Here is an 18,985-nt window from a genome sequence, read left to right on the forward strand (position 1 = left end):
CCGAGGCCGGCCGGTGCGCGCGAGGCGGACCGGCGATGAGCGCGCCGACCGCCCGCGCGATGGTGGCGCACACCGGCCCGGCCGGATGCGGGGACACGGCCCGCACGGTCGAGGAGGCGCGGGCGCTGTTGCGCGCCCGGCTGGCTCCGATCGCGAGCACCGAACGCCCGCCGTCCGAGGCCTCGGGAGCGACGCTGGCCGAGCCGCTGACCACCGCGACCGCGCTGCCGCGGGTCGATACCGCCGCCATGGACGGTTACGCGGTCTGCGGGCCGGGACCGTGGGTGCTGCGCGGCGATACCCGGGTCGCGGGCGCCCACGGCGGCCGGGCGCTCGAACCCGGGCAGGCGGTCCGCATCGCGACGGGCGCGCCGACGCCGTCCGGCACCACCGCTGTCGTCCGCGATGAATTCGTCTCCACCAGTATGTTGTCCGGCGAGACCCTGCTGGCACGTCGACCGGAGGCGCCGGTGCGCGACGACACCCGCCGCCGCGGGGAGAACTGGCATCCGGGCGCGCAGTTGGCCGCGGCGGGCACCCGGGTCTCCGCCGCGGTGGTGTCGGCGGCGGCGAGCGCCGAGGTGCCAAGCCTCTCCGTCCGTGGGCCGCTGCGGGCGGATGTGCTGATCACCGGCTCCGAGATCCGCGCGCAGGGCCCGTTGGCGCCCGGTCAGACGCGGGATTCGATCGGCCCGGTGCTGCCCACCTATCTGCGGGCCTGCGATATCGAGACCACCCATGTCTGGCGGCTCGACGACTGCCGGGAGCTGCTCGGCTCCTGGTTCGCGCTGCGTTCGGAGGCCGACCTGGTGGTGGTGGTCGGCGCTACCGGCCGGGGCGCGGCCGATCATCTGCGCGCACTGCTCACCGAGCTGCGCGCCGACATCCTCATCGACGGCCTCGCGATCCGTCCGGGCGGCTCCCAGCTGGTCGCGCTGCTGCCCGACGGCCGCGTGTTGCTCGCACTACCCGGCAACCCGTTCGCCGCGATCGCCGCACTGCTGCTCACCGGCCCCGCCATCGTCGACGCCCGCACCGCCCGCATCCCGGCCGAACCGCTGCGCGGGCGGATGGCCGATTCCTCCGGCACCCACGACACCCTGACCCGCATCGTCCCGGTCTGCCAGCAGCCCGGCGGGGTCTGGCAGGCCACCGGCCCGGTGCACACCCCGCATCTGGCGAGCCTCATCACCGCGCGGGCGCTGGCCCTGCTGCCGCCCCGCTCGGGACGAGGCTCGCTGGTCGAGCTCGTGCCACTTCCCGGCTGAGCGGTCTACCGGCTCATCTCCACGATGCGGGGTGTACAGGAAGTCGTGAACGGCCGCTCCGGGTGCGCACGGCAGTCAACGTGCGCGCCGATACTGATCGACACGACGCAGACCGCGGTATTCGAGTCCCGCGAAGCACGCCACAACCACCGCACCGGCGAGCAGAAAACTCACCCCCGCGGCAGTCAGATCGATCAGCCCGGAGAACGCGAGCCCCGCCATCGCGACCGCCGACGCGCCGTTCACCGCCACCACCGTCGCCGCGTGCCGTGCCGAGATCACCGGATATCCGGCTATCAGCAACAGCGCGAGCCCACCGCCGACCATCGCCACTCCGAACGGGATCGACCAGCCCGTCGGCAAGCCGAGCGGATCCCGCAGCGGCACCGCGCCTGCCAGCAAGAACAGCCCGAAAACTCCGGTTCCCCATCCGTCCGCTCGTAACGCGAAGCGCAGCGGCTCTGCCGCGACGCGTTCGGCATCCTCTCGCAGCGCAGTGCTCATGATCGCCCTCTCTCTCGGTCCGGGCACCACTGTGCGGGTCGCGGGGTCATGGGCTCAATAACCTCTGAGGTCATGGCCGGCCGGTACGCCGTCACACGTCGAGCATGCCCTCGCTGAACTCCCGGTCCAGGTCCGGATCGGCCGACGACACCGCCGCGTCCAGCTGCATGCCGACCTCGGCCACATGCGGTTCGGTCATCATGTGCAGGTGATCGCCCGGCACCGCCACCACCTCGAATCGGCGGCCGGCGTACTGTTCCCAGCCGTTGTTCTCGCTGTCGAACATGGTGCCGATGGTCTGGTGGGCGATGTCGAAGCCGCGCGGGATGCCGTCGGTGGCCCGTAGCAGCGTGATATCGCGGTCGAAGACCGACAGCTGGTAGGTGATCAGCGCGGTGTAGTTGGCGTGGAACACCTCGTACAACCGTCGAATCGATTGCGCCGGACTGCCTTCGGGCAGGATCCCGGAGCGGATGGCCTCGGCGAGCATGGCGTCGAACAGTTCCGCCGAATCGTGCACATCCGGTTCGAACTCGCCGAGCGCGGTCTCATTGCCGCGGGCGTACCAGAGCAGTTCGAGGAAGAACCAGCGGATCAGTTTCTCCTCGGGGATGGGTTCGCGGGACTGCTGCCGCAGCGCCATCGTGTCGAGCAGGGTCACGCTGGCCACTTCGTGCTCGGGCAGCTTGCGCCCCATTTCCAGTGCGACATAACCGCCGAACGACCAGCCCGCCAGATGGTACGGACCCTCAGGATGCACTCGGCGGATCGCCGCGATGTAGGAATCGGCCATCGCAGCGACCGAGTTCAGCGGCGTGCTGCCGGTATCGGCGCCGGCCGCTTGCAACCCGTACACCGGACGATCCGGATCCAGATACTTGGCGACAGCGAGGTAGCACAGCACGTTGCCGCCAATCGGATGCACCAGGAACAGCGGCGGTTTGGTGCCTTCGGGCTGGATCGGCACCAGCGGATCGAAGCTCGGCCGGGTGTCACCCGCGCGGATCAGCTCGGCCAGCCCGGCCGCGGTCGGCGCGGCCACGAACGCGCTCATCGGCAGCTCGACGCCCCAACGGCGCGACAGCCCCATCACCACGCGCATGGCGCCGATGGAGGTGCCACCCATGGCGTAGAAGTCGTCATCGGGACCGATGGACGGCAGGCCGGCGTATTCGGCGAGCAGTTCCATGGCCGAGCGCTCGATATCGTCGACCGGCTCCCGATGCTGTTGCGCCTGTTCGGTGGTGCCCGTCACCGGCAGGGCGAGCAGTGCCCGGTCGTCACGTTTGCCGCTCGGTGTGCGCGGCATCGACTCCACCCACTGCCACCGCGACGGCACCATATGCGCGGGCAGCACCGACCGCAGTTCGGCCCGCAGCGCGGTGAGATCGGTGGTCCCGGCATCGCCGGCCAGGAACGCCACCAGCGCACCATCGATCCCGCCGAACCCGCGCGCCACCACGGCGGCCTCGCTGATGCCCGGGAACTGTTCGGCCAGGCCGAGGATGGTGAGCTCGACCTCGGCCGGTTCCACCCGGTAGCCACGGATCTTGACCTGGCTGTCGCTGCGGCCGAGGCAGACGATATCGCCCGAGGGCAGCCGCACGCCGAGATCGCCGGTGCGGTAGCGGATCTCACCGCCCGGGGCGGCGACGAACCGTTGCGCGGTCAAACCGGGCATGGCTTCGTAGCCGCGTGCCAGGGAGCGACCGCCGAGGTAGATCTCGCCGATCACGCCGTCGGGCACCACCCGTAACTGCCGGTCCAGGATCTCGGCGGTATCGCCGTCGACGGCGCGGCCGATGGGCGGCAGCACCGGGAACGAGCTCTCCGGGCCGGTGAGGGTGTAGGTGGTCGCCACATGGGTTTCGGTGGGGCCGTACTGGTTTTCCAGCAGCAGACCGGGCACCGACGCGCACAGCGCGCGGATCTCGTCGGTGATGCGCAACTGCTCACCCGAGGACGCCAGCACCTTCAACCCGGTCGGGTAGGTCTGGCGCACCGACGCCGCCTCGGCGAACGCCTGCAACGCCACATACGGCAGGAACACCCGCTCGATCTGCTCGTCGGCCACCGTGCTCAGCAGTTCGTCCATATCGGCACGCAGGTCGCGTTCGCTGACCCGCAGCGTCGAACCCGCCGCCAGGGTGGTGAAGATTTCCTGGAACGCGACGTCGAAGCTCAGCGGCGCCGCTTGCAGCGTGCTCGCGAGTCCGCTACCCGACTCCGCGCGCAGCTGCCAGTCGACCAGCGCGGTCAGGCCGCGATGCGGCATCGCCACGCCCTTGGGTTCGCCGGTCGAGCCGGAGGTGAACAGCACGTAGGCCGTGGTTTCCGGAGGCACCGGCCCGAAACGCGGCGCCGCCGGGTCCGACGGACCGGCCGGGGCGGTGAGTTCAGCGGTATCGAGCACCAGCGCCGGATCATCGACCAGGTCGAGGTGTCCGGCGTCGACAACCACGCGGTGCGGGCGGGCCCGCTCGATCATCAGGTTCAGCCGCGCCCTCGGATAACGCACGTCCAGCGGGACGCTCGCCGCGCCGATCCGGGCCACCGCCAGCACCAGCGCCACCAGCTCCGGGGTGCTGCGGCCGATGATGGCCACCTTCGACCCGGTGCGCACACCGTGCGCGAGCAGCCGGGCCGCGATGACGTCGCTGCGGGTCACCAGCTCGTCATAGGTCCAGGCGCAGTCGTCGGCGGCGACGGCGATATCGGACGGTCGCACGGCTGCGACCTCGGCGACCAGCGCACCGACGTCACGACTCGACACCCACTCGGCCCCCGGATCGATCGGGGCGTCCGGGTTGTCCACCAGAGCCGTCAACATCCGCAGCTCGGCGCGCGCGAACATCTCGCACTGCTCGGCGCCGACCGCGCCGTCACCGTCGACGCGCAACCACATCCGGCCGTCGCGTGGATCGGTGGCCGCGGTCACCAGCAGCTGGAAGTTGGTTTCCTCGCGAATGTCGATGTCGTCGAGCTCCACCCGGTCCGCGCCGAGAACGGCCTGGAATTGGTGGTAGTTGACGTAGTTGAACGCCGTCTCGAACACCGGTCCGCCGTGATCGGCCATGATCGAACGCAGCGGGTAGCGCCGATGCGGGTAGGCGGCGCGGTCGCGGCGCACCACCTGGTCGACGGCGTCGCGCCAGGTGGTCACGGTGGCGTCCAGCCGCATCGGCAGCGTGTTGAGGAACAGCCCGGCCAGGCTTTCGGCGCCCGCACGGTCGGGGCGGCCGTGGCTGATGACGCCGGTGGTCACATCGGCGCGCCCGGACAGCAGCCGCAGCGTCAGCAGATGCGCGGCCAGATACACCGCCTTCTCCGGGACCTGATGTCGCGCCGCGAAATCGGCGATCCGGGCACTGAGCCGCTGCGGTACCAACGCCCGCGCCTTCGCGGGGCCGGCGGATTGCGGCTGATGCGCCGCCAAGGCCGTCAGCGCGGTCGCCTCGGCACCGGCGAGTACTTCGCGCCAGTACGCCCGCGACGAAACACGTTGTGTGGCAGTGAGTTCGGCCTGCGCGTACTCGGCGAGCGTCGCCGCCGGGTGCGCGGTGTCGTCGATGCCGGTTTCCAGCACACCCAGCGCGTGCAGGTAGTCGCGCAGCAGCTCGAGCACCGAGGTCGCCACGCTCCAGCCGTCGAGGATGGCGTGGTGGAAGCTGAGCACCAGATCGACCGCCGCGGTGCCGGAGGACGTTTCGGGAGCGCGCAGGAAGACGCGCAGGGCGTGCAGCGGTGCCCGGTCGATGGAGTAGGCCGCGTGCCTGCGCTGCTGGATGTAGTCCTCGACCCGGCGCTCGGCTTCGGCCTCGGCGATGCCGGTCAGGTCCACGACCTCGTAATCGGCGGTGATCTCCGGATGCACGATCTGCAGCGGCACCGAGAACTTCGTCAGCTCGAAAGACGACCGCAGCGCGGGCTGGCGCCGCAGCAGCCGGTCGAAGGCGGTGCGGAATTGCCGTTCCTGCCACGGAATCCGCAGCCGATAGCGGAACACATCCTTGTAGGTCACCGAATCAGCGCGTTCCAGGCTGTGGAACAGCATGCCCAGCTGCAGGGCGGTGGCCGGGAAGGCGTCTTCGGCGCGGTGCAGTGCGGCATGATCGACCAGCGGCACCGTCGCCAGCCGTGCGGTGACCGGCTCCGGCGCCCGCTCGGCGCTGTCGGCGATCACCTCGGCCAGTTCGGCGATCGTGGGGCGCTGATAGAAGGTGTCGACATCGAAGCGGATACCGGCGCGTTCAGCGGCCGTGCGCACCGACAGCGCGAGGATCGAGTCTCCACCGTGGGTGAAGAAGTTGTCGTGCACGCCGATCGTGTCGACGCCCAGGACCGCCGACCACACCCGCACCAGCGCGGCCTCCACGTCGTTGCGCGGCTCACCCGAACCTGCGGCCGCCTCGGCAGGCTGCTGTTCGGCCGCGGCCTGCGCCAGTGCCCGGCGATCGAGTTTGCCGTTGCGGGTGACCGGGATCCGATCCACCCGCACCAGCCGGCTCGGCACCATGTATTTGGGTAGCCGCTCACCGAGCTCGGCGGCCAATCGGTCGCGCGCGGGCTCGGCCTCGGACTCGCCGACGTAATAGCCGACCAGGTACACCCCCTGCGCCGGTGACTTCTCGTCGACGACGGCCGCCGCGCGCACCCCGGCGCAGTCGAGCATCGCGTTCTGCACCTCGCCGAGGGTGACGCGGTTGCCGCGCACCTTCACCTGGTCGTCGAAGCGGCCCAGGTAATCGATCTGGCCGTCGGGCAGCCAGCGCACCAGGTCGCCGGTGCGGTAGCGGCGACGGCCCGCGACCGTGCGGTCGTGCACGAACGCCGCGGCGGTAAGGTCGTCGCGGCCGCGGTAGCCGCGCGCCACACCGACACCGGCGATATTCAGCTCACCGGGCACACCGGGCGGCAACCTGCGGCCGTGTTCGTCGAGCACCAGCAGGTCGATGTTCTCGATGGGACGGCCGATGGGCACCACGTCGAGCGCTTCGCCGTCGGGGCAGTCGAAGTAGGAGACGTCGACCGTCGCCTCCGTCGGCCCGTACAGATTCACCAGCTGCGGGGCGGTCACTCCGGCGGCGGCGAACACCGCCTGGAAACGGCGCACCAGCGCGGGCGGCAGCGCCTCGCCACTGCAGAACACCCGCCGCAGCGAGGCGATCCGCGCGACGGCGGCGTGATCGCTGTCGAGCTCGTCGACGAAGGCCGCGAGCATCGACGGCACGAAATGCAGCACCGTCACCGCGTCCTTCTCGATGGCGGCGATGATGCGGCGCGGATCGCGCTCCCCGCCGGCCTCGAGCAACGCCACCCGCGCGCCGGTGATCGACCACCAGAACAGCTCCCATACCGACACGTCGAAGGTGGCCGGCGTCTTCTGCAGGATGACGTCGGCAGCGCCCAGCGGGTAGCGCCGCTGCATCCAGGTCAACCGGTTGACCACCGAGCGGTGCTCGATCATCACGCCCTTGGGCTTGCCGGTCGAACCGGAGGTGTAGATGAGATAGGCGAGATCGGCCGGATGCGAACGGTTTTCGACGCTCACCGGATGCACCTCCCCCGGCTCGACCCGGACCACACCCAGCCGGTCGAAAACCTCCTGATGTTCGGGTCCGGCCACCACGAACCGCGCACCGCAATCGGCCAGCACGGTCTCGATGCGGGTGGCCGGGAACTCCGGATCCAGCGGCACATAGGCGCAGCCGGCCCGCAGGATGCCGTACATGGCGACCAGCATCCGCGGCGAGCGCGACAGGATCACCGGCACGCATTCGTTGCCGGTAGCGCCCAGTTCGAGCAGCTGATCGGCGAAAACATCGGCGCGCTCGGACAATTCGGCGTAGCCGAGGCGCTCGCCGTCGGCGGCGATGATCGCGGTACGCGCCGGGTGCGCCGCGGCCTGTTCGGCGAAGAGCCGGTCCAGCGTGGTGTACGGGAAGTCGGTGCGCGGACCGGCCTCGAACTCCGCGACCCGCTGCGCCGTCGCCGGCGACAGCAGCGGCAACGCCGATACCGGCTGCTCCGGGTCGGTGAGCGAGGCCTCGATCATGGTGGCGACGCTGTCGAGGGCGCTGCCGATCGGGTAGGTGTCGTCGAAGACATCCAGGTCGTAGATCAACTGCACGCTCAGCGAACCGTCACGCTGATGTTCGATGGCGACGATATTGAGCGCCTGTAGGCAGGATCCGGCATTGGGCAGCCGCAGCCGCGCCATGATCTGATCCAGATGGTCCGAGGCAGGCAACCGCATATACGAGTACGACACGTCGAACAGCGGTGGCGCGGACGGGTCTTCGGCGAGCGCGCGCATGAGATCGCCGTAGGCGAAGCGCTGATGCTTCTTCAACGCCTTGATCTGAGCGGCGACATCGGCGGCCACCTCGGCCAGCGTCCGCCGCTCGCCGACGCGCACCCGCACCGGCAGCATATTGGTGACATGTCCGCCCGCCGCCAGCGCGACGGGGGTGTCGCGGTTGAGCATCGGCACGCCGAGCATCACCTCATCGGTGCGGTGCACCGCGCACAGGTAGGCGCCCAGCGCGGCCGCGGTGTAGGCGAACGGCGAGGTGCCGGTGCCGCGCAGCCGATCCAGATAGGCCTTGTCCAAGCGCACCACCCGATGCCCGCGCGCGGCCGTCGGCGCGGACGTGCGGGTGAACAGTGCCGGAACAGCGTCACCGACGTGGTCGAGCAGCGCCTCGCGGTCGGCATTCCAGTCCGCGGAGAACCGGTACTGCTGCTCGGCGGTGAGCAACTCGCGATAGGAGGGCAGCGGCTCCGGCTCGGCGCTGTCGGGGCTCAGGAAGTCGTGGATCAGATGCGCCAGCAGCATGTTCAACGCCCAGCCGTCGGCATTGGCGTGCTGCACCCGGATGAAGATGTGGAAATCGGCCGGATCGTCGACCAATACCGCCACCGCCAGATTGGACGGCCCTTCGATGGGCTGGGCCGACATCCGGCGAATCCAGTCCGCGCACGCCTGCGCCGGATCGGGTTCAGCGGTGAAATCGACGTGCTCGAGCACGGGTTCGACCTCGGAAACCCACTGCCGGAACTCCCCGTCGACGAGTTCGAAACGCAGGCGCAGCGCATCGTTGCGGCGCACCGCGCGATGCAGCACCTCCCGCATCCGCGCCACATCCAGCGGCCGGTCCACATCGCCCTTGACGGCCAACTGGGACACCGGTTCCGGTGCGAACCGGAAGGCGGCGGACAGCACGTCGCGCTGATAGGCGGTGACCGGCCAGCGGGCTAGGCCGGGCTCCTCCGCGTCCGCCGGTGTCGTCTCGGAATTCACGGTAGCTCCTCGTGCGGCCAGGTTCGGACCCGCTGCCGGCGTCGGCGGGTCACGGCGCTGTGATCACGCGGGGACGCCAGAGCAGTCGTCCGTATCGATCGAAGGTTGTGGCGATGACGGCCCGGGGACTGCCGGGCCGCCACGCGGTTGTCGGACGGTGAACGATCTGTCTCAGATCGCTGACAGCAGCGCCCGGATGCTCTCGTCGGCGAGCAGTTCGGCCCGTTCCGTCGACACCGCCGGTTCCACGTATCCGACGTTGAACGACAGCTGACCGTGGGTGGCATTGGCGGTCGCCATGATGAAACCGCTCACCGACATGCCGGAGACGAACTGTGCCTCCGACAGTCGCCAGGCACCGATCTTGTCCGGGACGTCGTACTGTCCCAGGTAGGTCATGCACAGGTGGCCTGGACCGCGGCTGTCCATCAGCTTCACCGTCGAAGCGCTGGCCGCCACCGACTTCGGGCCGACCGCCTGCAGCAGATTCAGCGCCGACATGTGGTCGCGGCGCGCCATCCGTTCACGGTAGGCGCCGTCGATCTCCCCGGCCAGCTGCCACAGCGACACCCACGGCGCATAGTTCGCCATGGTGGCGATCATGCCCTGGTAGGAACCGACTTCGGCGTCGGAGACCACACCGTCGAGGTGCGAACGGAAGTTCACCGAGCTGCCCACCGTGTACGGCGCCGCACCCGTGGTGCCCGCCTCACGGGCGGCACCCACCAGCAGCGCCGCCGACAGCACCGACTGCAAGCTCACGCCGCGAGCCTCACATCCGGCCAGCAGCGCGTCGAGGCGGTCACCGTCGAGCTTGCGGTGCACCACGCGGCTGCGACGCTGCGCGGGCGGCACCAGGGTGGTCGGTTCCAGCCGCCGCGGTTTGCGCAACTGGGCCAGCTGGTCGCGCAGCTGCGCGCCGATCATCTTGCGAGTCCCGCTGCCGCCCCGGTACTTCGCCGGGAACAGCCGCTCCGGGCCCGGACGCACCGGGCTCACCGGCAGCTCGCCCGCTTCACCCGCGGCGACCTGCAGGATCTGCTTGGCCACCGTCATCGCCGATTCACCGTCGGCGATCGCGTAATGCAGGGTCACCACCAGGTCGGCGCTCTGGCCTGCCGGGTCGGTGATCAGCACCGCGCGGCCCAGCGGGCCCTGCTGCCAGTCGAACGGCTCACGCAGCTCGACCTCGTCCGTCTCGGACAGCCAGGCGTCGGGATCCGCGGATTCCACCACCCGCAGCGGCAGCGGACGATCGGTGGGCACGAACTTCGGTTCGGTGCCATCCGGATTCGCCGCGATCGCGACCCGCAGCAGCGGATGTCGGCGCTGCACTTCGTCCAGACCCGCGCGGATCTGCTCGGCGGTGACCGTGCCGTGCACCCGCACCCGGGACAGGATGTGCAGCGGCGCGAGCTGATCGGCGATCCAGTGCCAGCGCTCCATCGGGGAGAGCTCGCGCGGCAGGTCGACGCTCGGGCCGCCGAGTTCCGGAAAGCCCATGGGCTTGGCCAGGTTGTTCAGGAAGAACGCCTCCGGCGCGCGGCGGAAGTAGGCGTCGCGCACCGCGACGGCCTTGTCGTTGTCGGTCTGCTCGACCTTGGCCAGCTGAGCCGAGCCGTTGACGAACATGGCGCTGCGATCGGCGCGCAACTGCTCGTAGCGGCGCAGCCCGGCAATCGGATCGAGCGAGTTGGCCAGCGTGTGCGCGAGGACGACGGCGTCTTCGATGGCCGAGTTCGCGCCCTGTCCCAGACTGGGCAGCATCGGATGCGCGGCGTCACCGAGCAGGGTGACCCGGCCGCGGCCGAGTTCGGCCAGCGGCGGCCGGTCCTGCGCGGGCACGGCCAGCACATCCGACCATTCGGTCTGCTCGATGCAGGCGCGCACCTCCGGCGCCCATCCCGCGTACAGGCGCAGCAGGTCGTCCTTGGTGCCCTGCCAGTCGGCGGCCTCCTCGCCCGGCATGGTCATCGTGCCCCACCAGTACACCCGGCCGTGGCCGATGTCGTGGATGCCGAAACGCATTCCGGTGCCCCAGTAATGGGCCGAGGCGCCACGCGGAACCCGGGGATGCTCGAACGGGATACACGCCAGCCAGCACACGAAATTGCCCGGTCGCGGCTCGGACCGGCCGTGCAGCTGGGCACGCACCATGGAGTGGATGCCGTCGGCGCCGACCAGCAGGTCACCCTCGGCTTCGCGGCCGTCGGCGAACTCGACCCGGACCCGATCACCGTCATCGATGAAACGCGTGGCCTGGGCCCCGGTGAAGGTCGGCGTGTCACCGATCGCGCGCACCAGCGCGGCATGCAGATCGGCGCGATGCAGCGCGACCGCGGGCGCGCCGAGCCCGGCGTCGAGCTTGTAGACGGGCAGCTCCCGGATCAGGGTGCCCTCCGGCTTGCGGAACTGGAAGGTCTCGACGCGGCCACCGCGTTCGAGGAGTTCGGCGTCGAGTCCGAGATCGAGGCTGCGCAGCGCGTTGATCCCGTTGGCCTGTACCGAAAGACCGAATCCCTGCGCCCGCAGCTCGGGCCCCGCCTCGTAGAGCTCGACCCCGAACCCGGCATGTCGCAATGCGGCGGCAGTGGTGAGTCCGCCGATCCCCGCCCCTAGTACAACTACCTTGATCGGACTGCTCATCGAACCTGCACTCTCGTAGACCACTAGGCAGCACAGCGCGGATTTCATCCCTCGAAACCGCTGGTGAGCAGCATTACTCGCCGATCGTCACCCCCGACAGCGCTGACCGGGAAACCAACACCCTTCCCCGATCAGACAGGCCGGACGGGACGCCTGTGCCTGACCGGTCCGAAGCGTACCGCGATCCTCTAAATTCGACCAATGCAACCGGTATTCGCTCGCCAAGGTAATTGCCATGCGCAATTACGTTGGAGTTCGGCAGGATTCGCCGCGCACGCTGGGGATTAACCAATCCTCCAAAACAACACGCCGAGCCGCGTGAGGGCACCCTATGTCAGTTGCCTCGGGGCGAGTTATAGATAGCTCGTATCGTTGACCAGACGCACCGACGAGCCGCCGTCCGGGTAGAACTCGGCGATAGACAGCGACGCCAGGTCCAGATGCAGCCGGTAGAGCAGCGACGGCCCTACCCCGAGCGCGAGTTGCAGTAACGTCTTGATAGGTGTGACATGGCTCACCACAACAAGATTCGCGCCCGGATAGAGCGCGACGAGATCGCGCCGCGCCGCCTCGACCCGCTCGCGGACCTGGTCGAAGCTCTCCCCACCCGGGGCGGGCAGCGAGGGATCGCCGAGCCAGGCCGAGTGCAGTTGCGGATCGCGCTCGACGGCCTCGGCGAAGGTCAGCCCTTCCCAGTCGCCGAAATCGGTTTCGATGAGACCGTCGCAGACCTGCATCGGCACCCCGAGCGCGCTCGCCGCCGCCTCGGCGGTTTCCTGAGCGCGCCCGAGCGGCGAGGAGATCACCGCGGCGATATCGCCCTTGGCGGCCAGCATCTTCGCCGCCCGCGCCGCCTGCTCCCGGCCGAGTGCGGTGAGCGGCGGGTTACCGCGACCGGAGTAGCGGCGTTCGACCGAGAGCTCGGTTTGGCCGTGGCGCAGCAGCAGGAATCGAGTCGGGCGGCCACTCAGACCGGTCCAGCCGGGCGGTGGTTGCTTGGCGGTCACGAGCGGTTCGCGCCGGCTTTGCGATGCTGTCGCCGAACTTTCGCCGAGCGGCGAGGCTTCGCGGCCTTCTTCGGTCCGGACCGGCAGTTCGCGTTCGATGCCTGCCGCCGACCCCGCGCCGGAGCCGGCCTGGTCGCCCGCACCGCCGAGCGCGGTGGGCGCATGGCCGGCCTCGCGCGCGGTGCGCACCTCGTCGACCAGCCCGCCGTCGTCCATCGCGACATTGGCCAGCCGGTCGGCGTGCGCGTTCTCCGCGCGTGGAATCCAGTGGAAGCTCACCCGATCGAACCCGGCGACCAGGCGTTTGGCCCGGTCGGCCAGCGGGATCATGGCCGCGTGCTTGACCTTCCAGCGGCCCGACATCTGCTCGACCACCAGCTTGGAATCCATCCGCACCGTCACCTCGCGGGCGCCGAGTTCGGCGGCCGCTTCCAGGCCCGCGATCAGCCCGCGGTACTCGGCGACATTGTTGGTGGTGACGCCGAGGAATTCCATCCGTTCGGCGAGGATGCGGCTGTGGCCGGCGTCGAAGACGACGGCGCCGTAGCCCGCGGGGCCGGGGTTGCCGCGCGAGCCGCCGTCGGCCTCGACGATCACCTCACGCACGGACACCACCGCCACCTCCTCGCTTCGATCTCACCGACCCGAACTCACAGCCCCGACTCTTTGGTCCGGACCATGATCGCGCCGCACTCCGGGCACCGCACCACGACCTCGGGAGCCGTTTTGGCGATGCGGGCGATCTCGCCGCGGTCGAGTTCGATCCGGCACGCTCCGCAGCGGCGGGCCTGCAGCAGCGCGGCGCCGACGCCGTGCTGGGCGCGTTGCCGGTCGTAGATGGTCAGCAGCTCGTCGGGGAACGCCCCGACCAGTTCGGCGCGATCACGGTCGCAACGGTCCTGCGCGACGTTCAGGTCGGCCACGGCCTCGTCGCGGGCACGCTTGGCGGTTTCCAGATCCTCGTCGGCCTTGCTCAGCCGGGCGCCGGCGTGGTCGTGGTCGGCGGCGGAGGCCTCCCGTCGTTCCATCACCTCGAGCAGATCGTCTTCGAGCACCGAGCGGCGCCGCTCCAGGCTGCCGAGTTCGTGCTGGAGCTCGGAGAGCTGCTTGGCGCCGACCGAACCGGAGGTCAGCATGGCGCGGTCGCGTTCCTCGCGCTTGCGCACGGCCTCGATCTCGCCTTCCAGTTTGCGGATATCGCGGTCCAGGTCGTCCAGCACGATCTCCACGGCCACCGCGGCGTCCTTGTGCGCATTGCGCTCGGCCTCGAGCCGGTCGACCTCCTGCTGCTCGGGCAGTACCGTGCGCCGGTGCGCGATACGGGTCAGCTCGGCGTCGACGGCGGCGAGCTTCAGCAGCTTGGCCTGGATCGGTGGTTCGACATTCAACGCGGACAAACTCCTGACAACGCTGTGGACGGATAGAAGCTCAACCGTACCGCGCCGACCAGCCGATACCCGCCACCCGCTGGGAACGGCCACGAACCGGGTGCCGCCGCGGGCGGTCACCGCCGGGCCAGTGCCGCGAACTGCACGCTCGCGCCGAGGAATCCGGCGACCCCGAGACCGACACACCACGCCACCGCGATACCCGCGTGGGCGCCCGCGCCCGTGCCGTCGAGCAGTCCGCGCACCGTCTCCACCACCGGGGTCGCCGGTTGGTGTTCGGCGAAGCCGCGCAGCCAGCCCGGCATGGTGGAGGTCTGCACGAACGCGCTGGAGATATAGGGGATGAACATGATCGCGTAGGTGAGCCCGCCCGCCGCCTCCGGATTCTTGGCGACCAGGCCGAGCGCGACCGCGATCCAGCACACCGCGGTGACGAACAGCGCGATCATCAGCGCCGCCGCCAGCCACCCCAGCGGACCGGCGTCGGGCCGATAGCCGAGCACCACGGCCACCGCCACCGCGATCCCGATCGCGACCATATTGCGCGCCACGCCCTCGGCGACGTGACCGGCCAGCACCGCCTGCCGGAACATCGGCAGCGTCCGGAACCGGTCGACGCTGCCGTTGGTCATATCGGTGGAGACGCCGGTGGCGGTGATGGAGGAGGCGAACCCAGCGCACAGCAGCATGATGCCGGGAACCACGTAGTCCAGGTACGGTCCCCCGACGTTGATCGCGCCGCCGAACACATAGGTGAACAGCAGCATGATCAGGATCGGCATCAGCAGCGAGATGATCAGCGTGTCCCGGCTGCGCAGCGTCTTGCGCGCGCTGCGCTGGAACATGGTGGCCGTATCGGCGAGAACGTGCCCGATCACCGGCCCGCGGCCTCGATGACGTCGGCGGCCCGCGCACTCGCACCCTCGGTGATCAGGGTTTCGGCGAACGCACGCGCCCGGGCCGTGTGCCCGGGCGTGAGCACCGACCGCAGCTTCTCCTCGAGCGCCGCCGCGGTGAGCCGGGTGAATCGCAGATGCCCACCGACCCCGAGCCGCTCGACCTGCCCGCCCCACATGGGTTGTTCGAACGACACCGAGCACACCAGCGTCGGCAGCCCGGCGCGCAGACTTTCGAACAGCGTCCCGACACCACCGTGGTGCACCGCCGCGGCACAGCGCGGGAAGACGACGTCGTGCGCGAACGGCCCGACGACCTTGACGTGCGCGCCGACCTGGGCGTCGACATCCAGATCGCTCCACCCGACGCTCACCAGCGCCCGCACCCCAAGCCGCGCCGAGACCTGCGACACCATCGCCAGCACCGAGGCCATATCGCGGATCGGCATGCTCCCGAAACCGAAGAACACCGGCGGATCGCCCGCCTCGACCCAGGCCAGTATGTCGTCGTGATCGCCGGCGAGCTCGCCCACGGCCGCGCGGGTCTGCTGGTCGAGGGTGAGGAAGCCGGTGAACGGCCTGCGCGCACCCCACTCCTGCGCCAGTCCTGGCACCAGCGCGGGATCGTAGATCTGGATCTCGGGCACCTTCGCCGCGGCCAGCACGGCGGCGGTGCTCGCATACGATTTCGGCAGGCCGAGGCGCCCGCGCAATTCGTTCAGGTAGCGCGCGAAGACCACCCGCCGCAGATTCTCGGCCAGCACCCAGGTGGCGCGATTGACCAGAGCGGGCGGATCCCAGTGCGGTGGCAGCGCGCCAGGGAACGGATACCGACTGCTGTAGCGGCACGGGTAGTAGTGCACGCTCACCAGCGGTACATCCATCGCCTCGGCCACCGAACTCGCGCGGTCCTCGGTGACGGTGGTGGCGACGATCAGTTCCGCGTCCGCGCAGACGTCGATGACTTCCTGATTCATCTGCGCCGCATACCCGGCCATCTGGCGTCCCACCAGCTGCATCAACCGGAACGTGCTGCCCGCCGCCAGCGCCCGCTGCCCTTCGGGCGAACTGTAGAGCTGTTGAATGTCGGGACCGCAGGCACGGGCGGTGAGCCCGGCGTCGGTGACGAAGTCGACCAGATTCGGTGGGGCGCCGATCAGCACGTCATGTCCGCGGCCTTCGAGTTCGCGCGCCAGCGCGACGATCGGCTGTACGTCGCCGCGGGTTCCCGTGAGCGGGATGGCAATCTTCACTCGCGCTTCTTTTCACTCGTGGTGCCTCGGTACAGTGACATTGTGCACATCGCGATGTTCATGGATTACCACCCGGCCACGCTCGGTGGTGTCCAGACCGCGGTCGATTCGCTCTGCCGGGGGCTGGAAAACGCAGGTCATCGCGTCACGCTGGTCGTCGCGCCGCTCGCGGGCGCGCGGGTCGAATCCGCCGCGAACGTGGTGGAGCTCGAAGCCGTTCCGGTCGCGGTGAACGGTTTCCCGATGGTGCTGCCGAGCAAGCGCAATGCCCGCCGCATCGATGACGCCTTCGCCGCCCGCGGCCCGGTCGACGTGGTGCACACCCACACCACCTACGGTGTCGCGATCGCCGGCATGAAAGCCGCACGGCGGCATCGCCTTCCGCTGGTGCACACCGCGCAGAGCCGTGACGACGCGTTCCTCGAGCGCACCTCCCCCGCGCCCTATCCGGCGGCACTGGCACTGCGGACGTTGCACGGACGCTTCGTGCCGCATCGTCATCACATGCCCCATCGTGCGGAAAGCCGTGCGGCGCGCCATGCCTGGTGGACCATCTCCGCTCAGGCCCAGGCCGCCGACCGGGTGATCGCGCCCACCAGGCATTTCGCCGATCTGCTCGTCGATCACGGCGTGACGCGGCCCCTGCGGGTGGTGTCCAACGGCGTCGACGACGCACTGGTCGACAGCCGCTCCGGAGCGGACTACTCCCATCCCGAATCCGGCCCGTTGCAGCTGATCTGGTGCGGCAGGCTGTCGGCGGAGAAGCGGCCGCTCGAAGCCATCGACGCGGTGCGCGGCACGCCCGGCTGCACCCTGGACATCTACGGCGAGGGCGATCAACGCGACGCCGTTGCCGCCCGCATCGCAGAATACGGACTCGCCGATCGAATCCGGTTGCACGGCAGGGTCACTCAGCGCGAATGCCTGAACGCGATGGCCAAGGCCGACGCGCTGCTGTTTCCGTCGTCGGGTTTCGACACCCAGGGCATGGTGCTGCTGGAAGCCGTCGCGGTGGGGCTGCCCGTCATCTACTGCGATCCCGATCTGGCGGAATCGGTGCCCGTCGGCGGCGGGGTGCGCACCGGCGATCCTTCGGCGAAGGGGATCGCCGAGACGCTGACCCGGCTGGCGGCCGATCGCGCCGCACTGGCCGAGATGCGCGCGGTGCAGTCCAAGCACAGCGACGGTGTGCGCCAATCGCGGCAGATCGGCGCGGTAACCGAGGTCTATCGCCAAGCGATCGAGGAGGTCGCGGCCGGCCCGGATCAGGCGATGCCACGCAGCCTGGCCGATATCCCCACCGCCCCCGGCGGCCTGCCGCTCGTCGGCCACAGTCTGCGCGCGCTGCGTGACGCACCCGGATTCGTGACCTCGCTGTCGGAGCTCGGCCCGATCGTGCGGCTGCACTTCGGCCAGAAGACCGGCTACCTGCTCACCACCCCTGATCTGGTGCGTGAGGTCGGGTTGGGTGAGGCGGAGTTCAATCGCGAGGATCTGCGCGAGGCGATCAAGGACGTGGCGGGCGGCTCGGTGAATGTGCTGCGCGGCGCCGAACACAAGCTGCGCCGCCGGATGATCGCGCCCGCCCTGCGGCAGAGCAGGCTGGCCGAATACACCAGGGCCGCAGCCGATATCGCCGAGGCGTGGTCGTCGAGCCTGCCGTCGGGCAGCACGGTGAACCTCATGGACGAGGCGCACGGGCTGGTGCTCGACACGGTGTCCTCCACCCTGTTCAAAGCCAGTTTCAGCGATTCGGCCCGCCGCGAGATCCGCGACAATGTGCCGTGGCTGCTCAGCCAGGTCATCATCCGCACCGCCATGCCACCGCAGATCCGCAGGCTGCGGCTGATCGCGAACTGGCGGTGGGAACGCAAGTCCAGGCATCTGCGCGGCGCCATCGGCGACGTGATCGCCGAATACCGCCGCCGCGACGAAGATTTCAACGATGTGGTCTCGGCGCTGATCCGCCACCGCGACGACGAAACCGGCGCAACGCTGTCCGACGAGCACATCATCGACGAGGCGATCCTCATGCTGGCCGGCGGTGTCGGCTCGATGGCCTCGCTGGCCGGCTGGCTGTGGCATGAAGTGATGCGCAGACCCGAGGTCGCCGAACGGCTCTACCGCGAACTCGACGAGGTGGTCGGCTCCGGGCCGGTGCGCGCCGAGCACATCCATTCCTTGCCCTACCTGAAGCAGGTCGTGTCGGAGACGATTCGCTTCTGGGGTCCGTGGATCAGCGCAGCGACCGCCGACGGCGACGTCACCATCGGCGGCGTCACCATCCCGGACGGCACTGCCGTCATGTTCAGCCCGTACATGGTGCAGCACGACAAGCGCTACTACCCCAACCCCGAAGCCTTCGACCCCGACCGCTGGTCTCCCGCCCGCGCCGAGGAGATCGACAAGAAATCCAGCCTGTCGTTCGGCGTCGGCCGGCGCCGCTGCCTCGGCGACCACTTCGCCATGCTGGAGATCACCCTCGCCTCGGCCGCGTTCTTCGCCAGGTGGAAGCCCACGCCGGACCCGAATTACGTGGTGCGAGCGTCGAATCGGGATTTCGTGCTGTCGCCATCGGCATTGCCGGTGACGCTGACGCCGAGGTAGACGCCGCAAGCGATCCGGCCGCTCTCCACTGCCCTACGACTGTGCAGGTGCGCGACGGTCTGCGGGGGCCGGTTACGCGACGGATGGTGAGCGGATTGCCCGGTGGATGTCCG

At 69.7% G+C, this 18,985-nt stretch carries 9 protein-coding genes; 2 read left to right on the plus strand and 7 right to left on the minus strand.

The window, feature by feature from the left end; all coding sequences use genetic code 11:
• Nucleotides 1-35 precede the first annotated feature (35 nt).
• Nucleotides 36-1,268: a molybdopterin-binding protein gene (locus tag AC4HOU_RS21140; RefSeq protein WP_228816027.1), complete on the plus strand. Its 1,233-nt coding sequence runs from the start codon at nucleotides 36-38 to the stop codon at nucleotides 1,266-1,268.
• A gap of 75 nt (nucleotides 1,269-1,343) precedes the next feature.
• On the opposite strand, the gene AC4HOU_RS21145 is transcribed toward AC4HOU_RS21140, so the two are convergent.
• The 7 genes from AC4HOU_RS21145 to AC4HOU_RS21175 all read right to left on the minus strand — a co-directional run bounded on the left by AC4HOU_RS21145 (nucleotide 1,344) and on the right by AC4HOU_RS21175 (nucleotide 16,265).
• Entirely contained in the window at nucleotides 1,344-1,772 is a 429-nt protein-coding gene (locus tag AC4HOU_RS21145) for a hypothetical protein (protein WP_195021143.1), read from the minus strand.
• 91 nt (nucleotides 1,773-1,863) lie between these two features.
• The gene (locus AC4HOU_RS21150; protein WP_195021144.1) at nucleotides 1,864-9,075 is read right to left on the minus strand and encodes an amino acid adenylation domain-containing protein; all 7,212 of its coding nucleotides are present in this window, start codon (nucleotides 9,073-9,075) and stop codon (nucleotides 1,864-1,866) included.
• Between the two features lie 171 nt (nucleotides 9,076-9,246).
• The gene (locus tag AC4HOU_RS21155) at nucleotides 9,247-11,721 is read right to left on the minus strand and encodes an FAD-dependent monooxygenase (RefSeq protein WP_490725021.1); all 2,475 of its coding nucleotides are present in this window, start codon (nucleotides 11,719-11,721) and stop codon (nucleotides 9,247-9,249) included.
• A 353-nt stretch (nucleotides 11,722-12,074) separates the two neighbouring features.
• Entirely contained in the window at nucleotides 12,075-13,334 is a 1,260-nt protein-coding gene (locus AC4HOU_RS21160; RefSeq protein ID WP_490725073.1) for a bifunctional RNase H/acid phosphatase, read from the minus strand.
• 44 nt (nucleotides 13,335-13,378) lie between these two features.
• Complete coding sequence (locus AC4HOU_RS21165) at nucleotides 13,379-14,116, minus strand: zinc ribbon domain-containing protein (protein WP_163814174.1); 738 nt, start codon at nucleotides 14,114-14,116, stop codon at nucleotides 13,379-13,381.
• Nucleotides 14,117-14,232: 116 nt separating this feature from the next.
• Entirely contained in the window at nucleotides 14,233-14,994 is a 762-nt protein-coding gene (locus AC4HOU_RS21170) for an ABC transporter permease (RefSeq protein ID WP_490725022.1), read from the minus strand.
• Nucleotides 14,991-16,265 carry a glycosyltransferase gene (locus tag AC4HOU_RS21175; protein WP_163814172.1) on the minus strand — a complete coding sequence of 425 codons (1,275 nt, stop codon included), beginning with the start codon at nucleotides 16,263-16,265 and terminating at the stop codon, nucleotides 14,991-14,993. The genes AC4HOU_RS21170 and AC4HOU_RS21175 overlap by 4 nt, the downstream gene beginning before the upstream one ends.
• A 42-nt stretch (nucleotides 16,266-16,307) precedes the next feature.
• Between AC4HOU_RS21175 and AC4HOU_RS21180 the strand changes: the two genes are divergently transcribed.
• Complete coding sequence (locus AC4HOU_RS21180) at nucleotides 16,308-18,872, plus strand: cytochrome P450 (RefSeq protein ID WP_490725023.1); 2,565 nt, start codon at nucleotides 16,308-16,310, stop codon at nucleotides 18,870-18,872.
• Nucleotides 18,873-18,985: the final 113 nt, after the last annotated feature.

It is taken from the genome of Nocardia sp. JCM 38205, assembly GCF_058222935.1.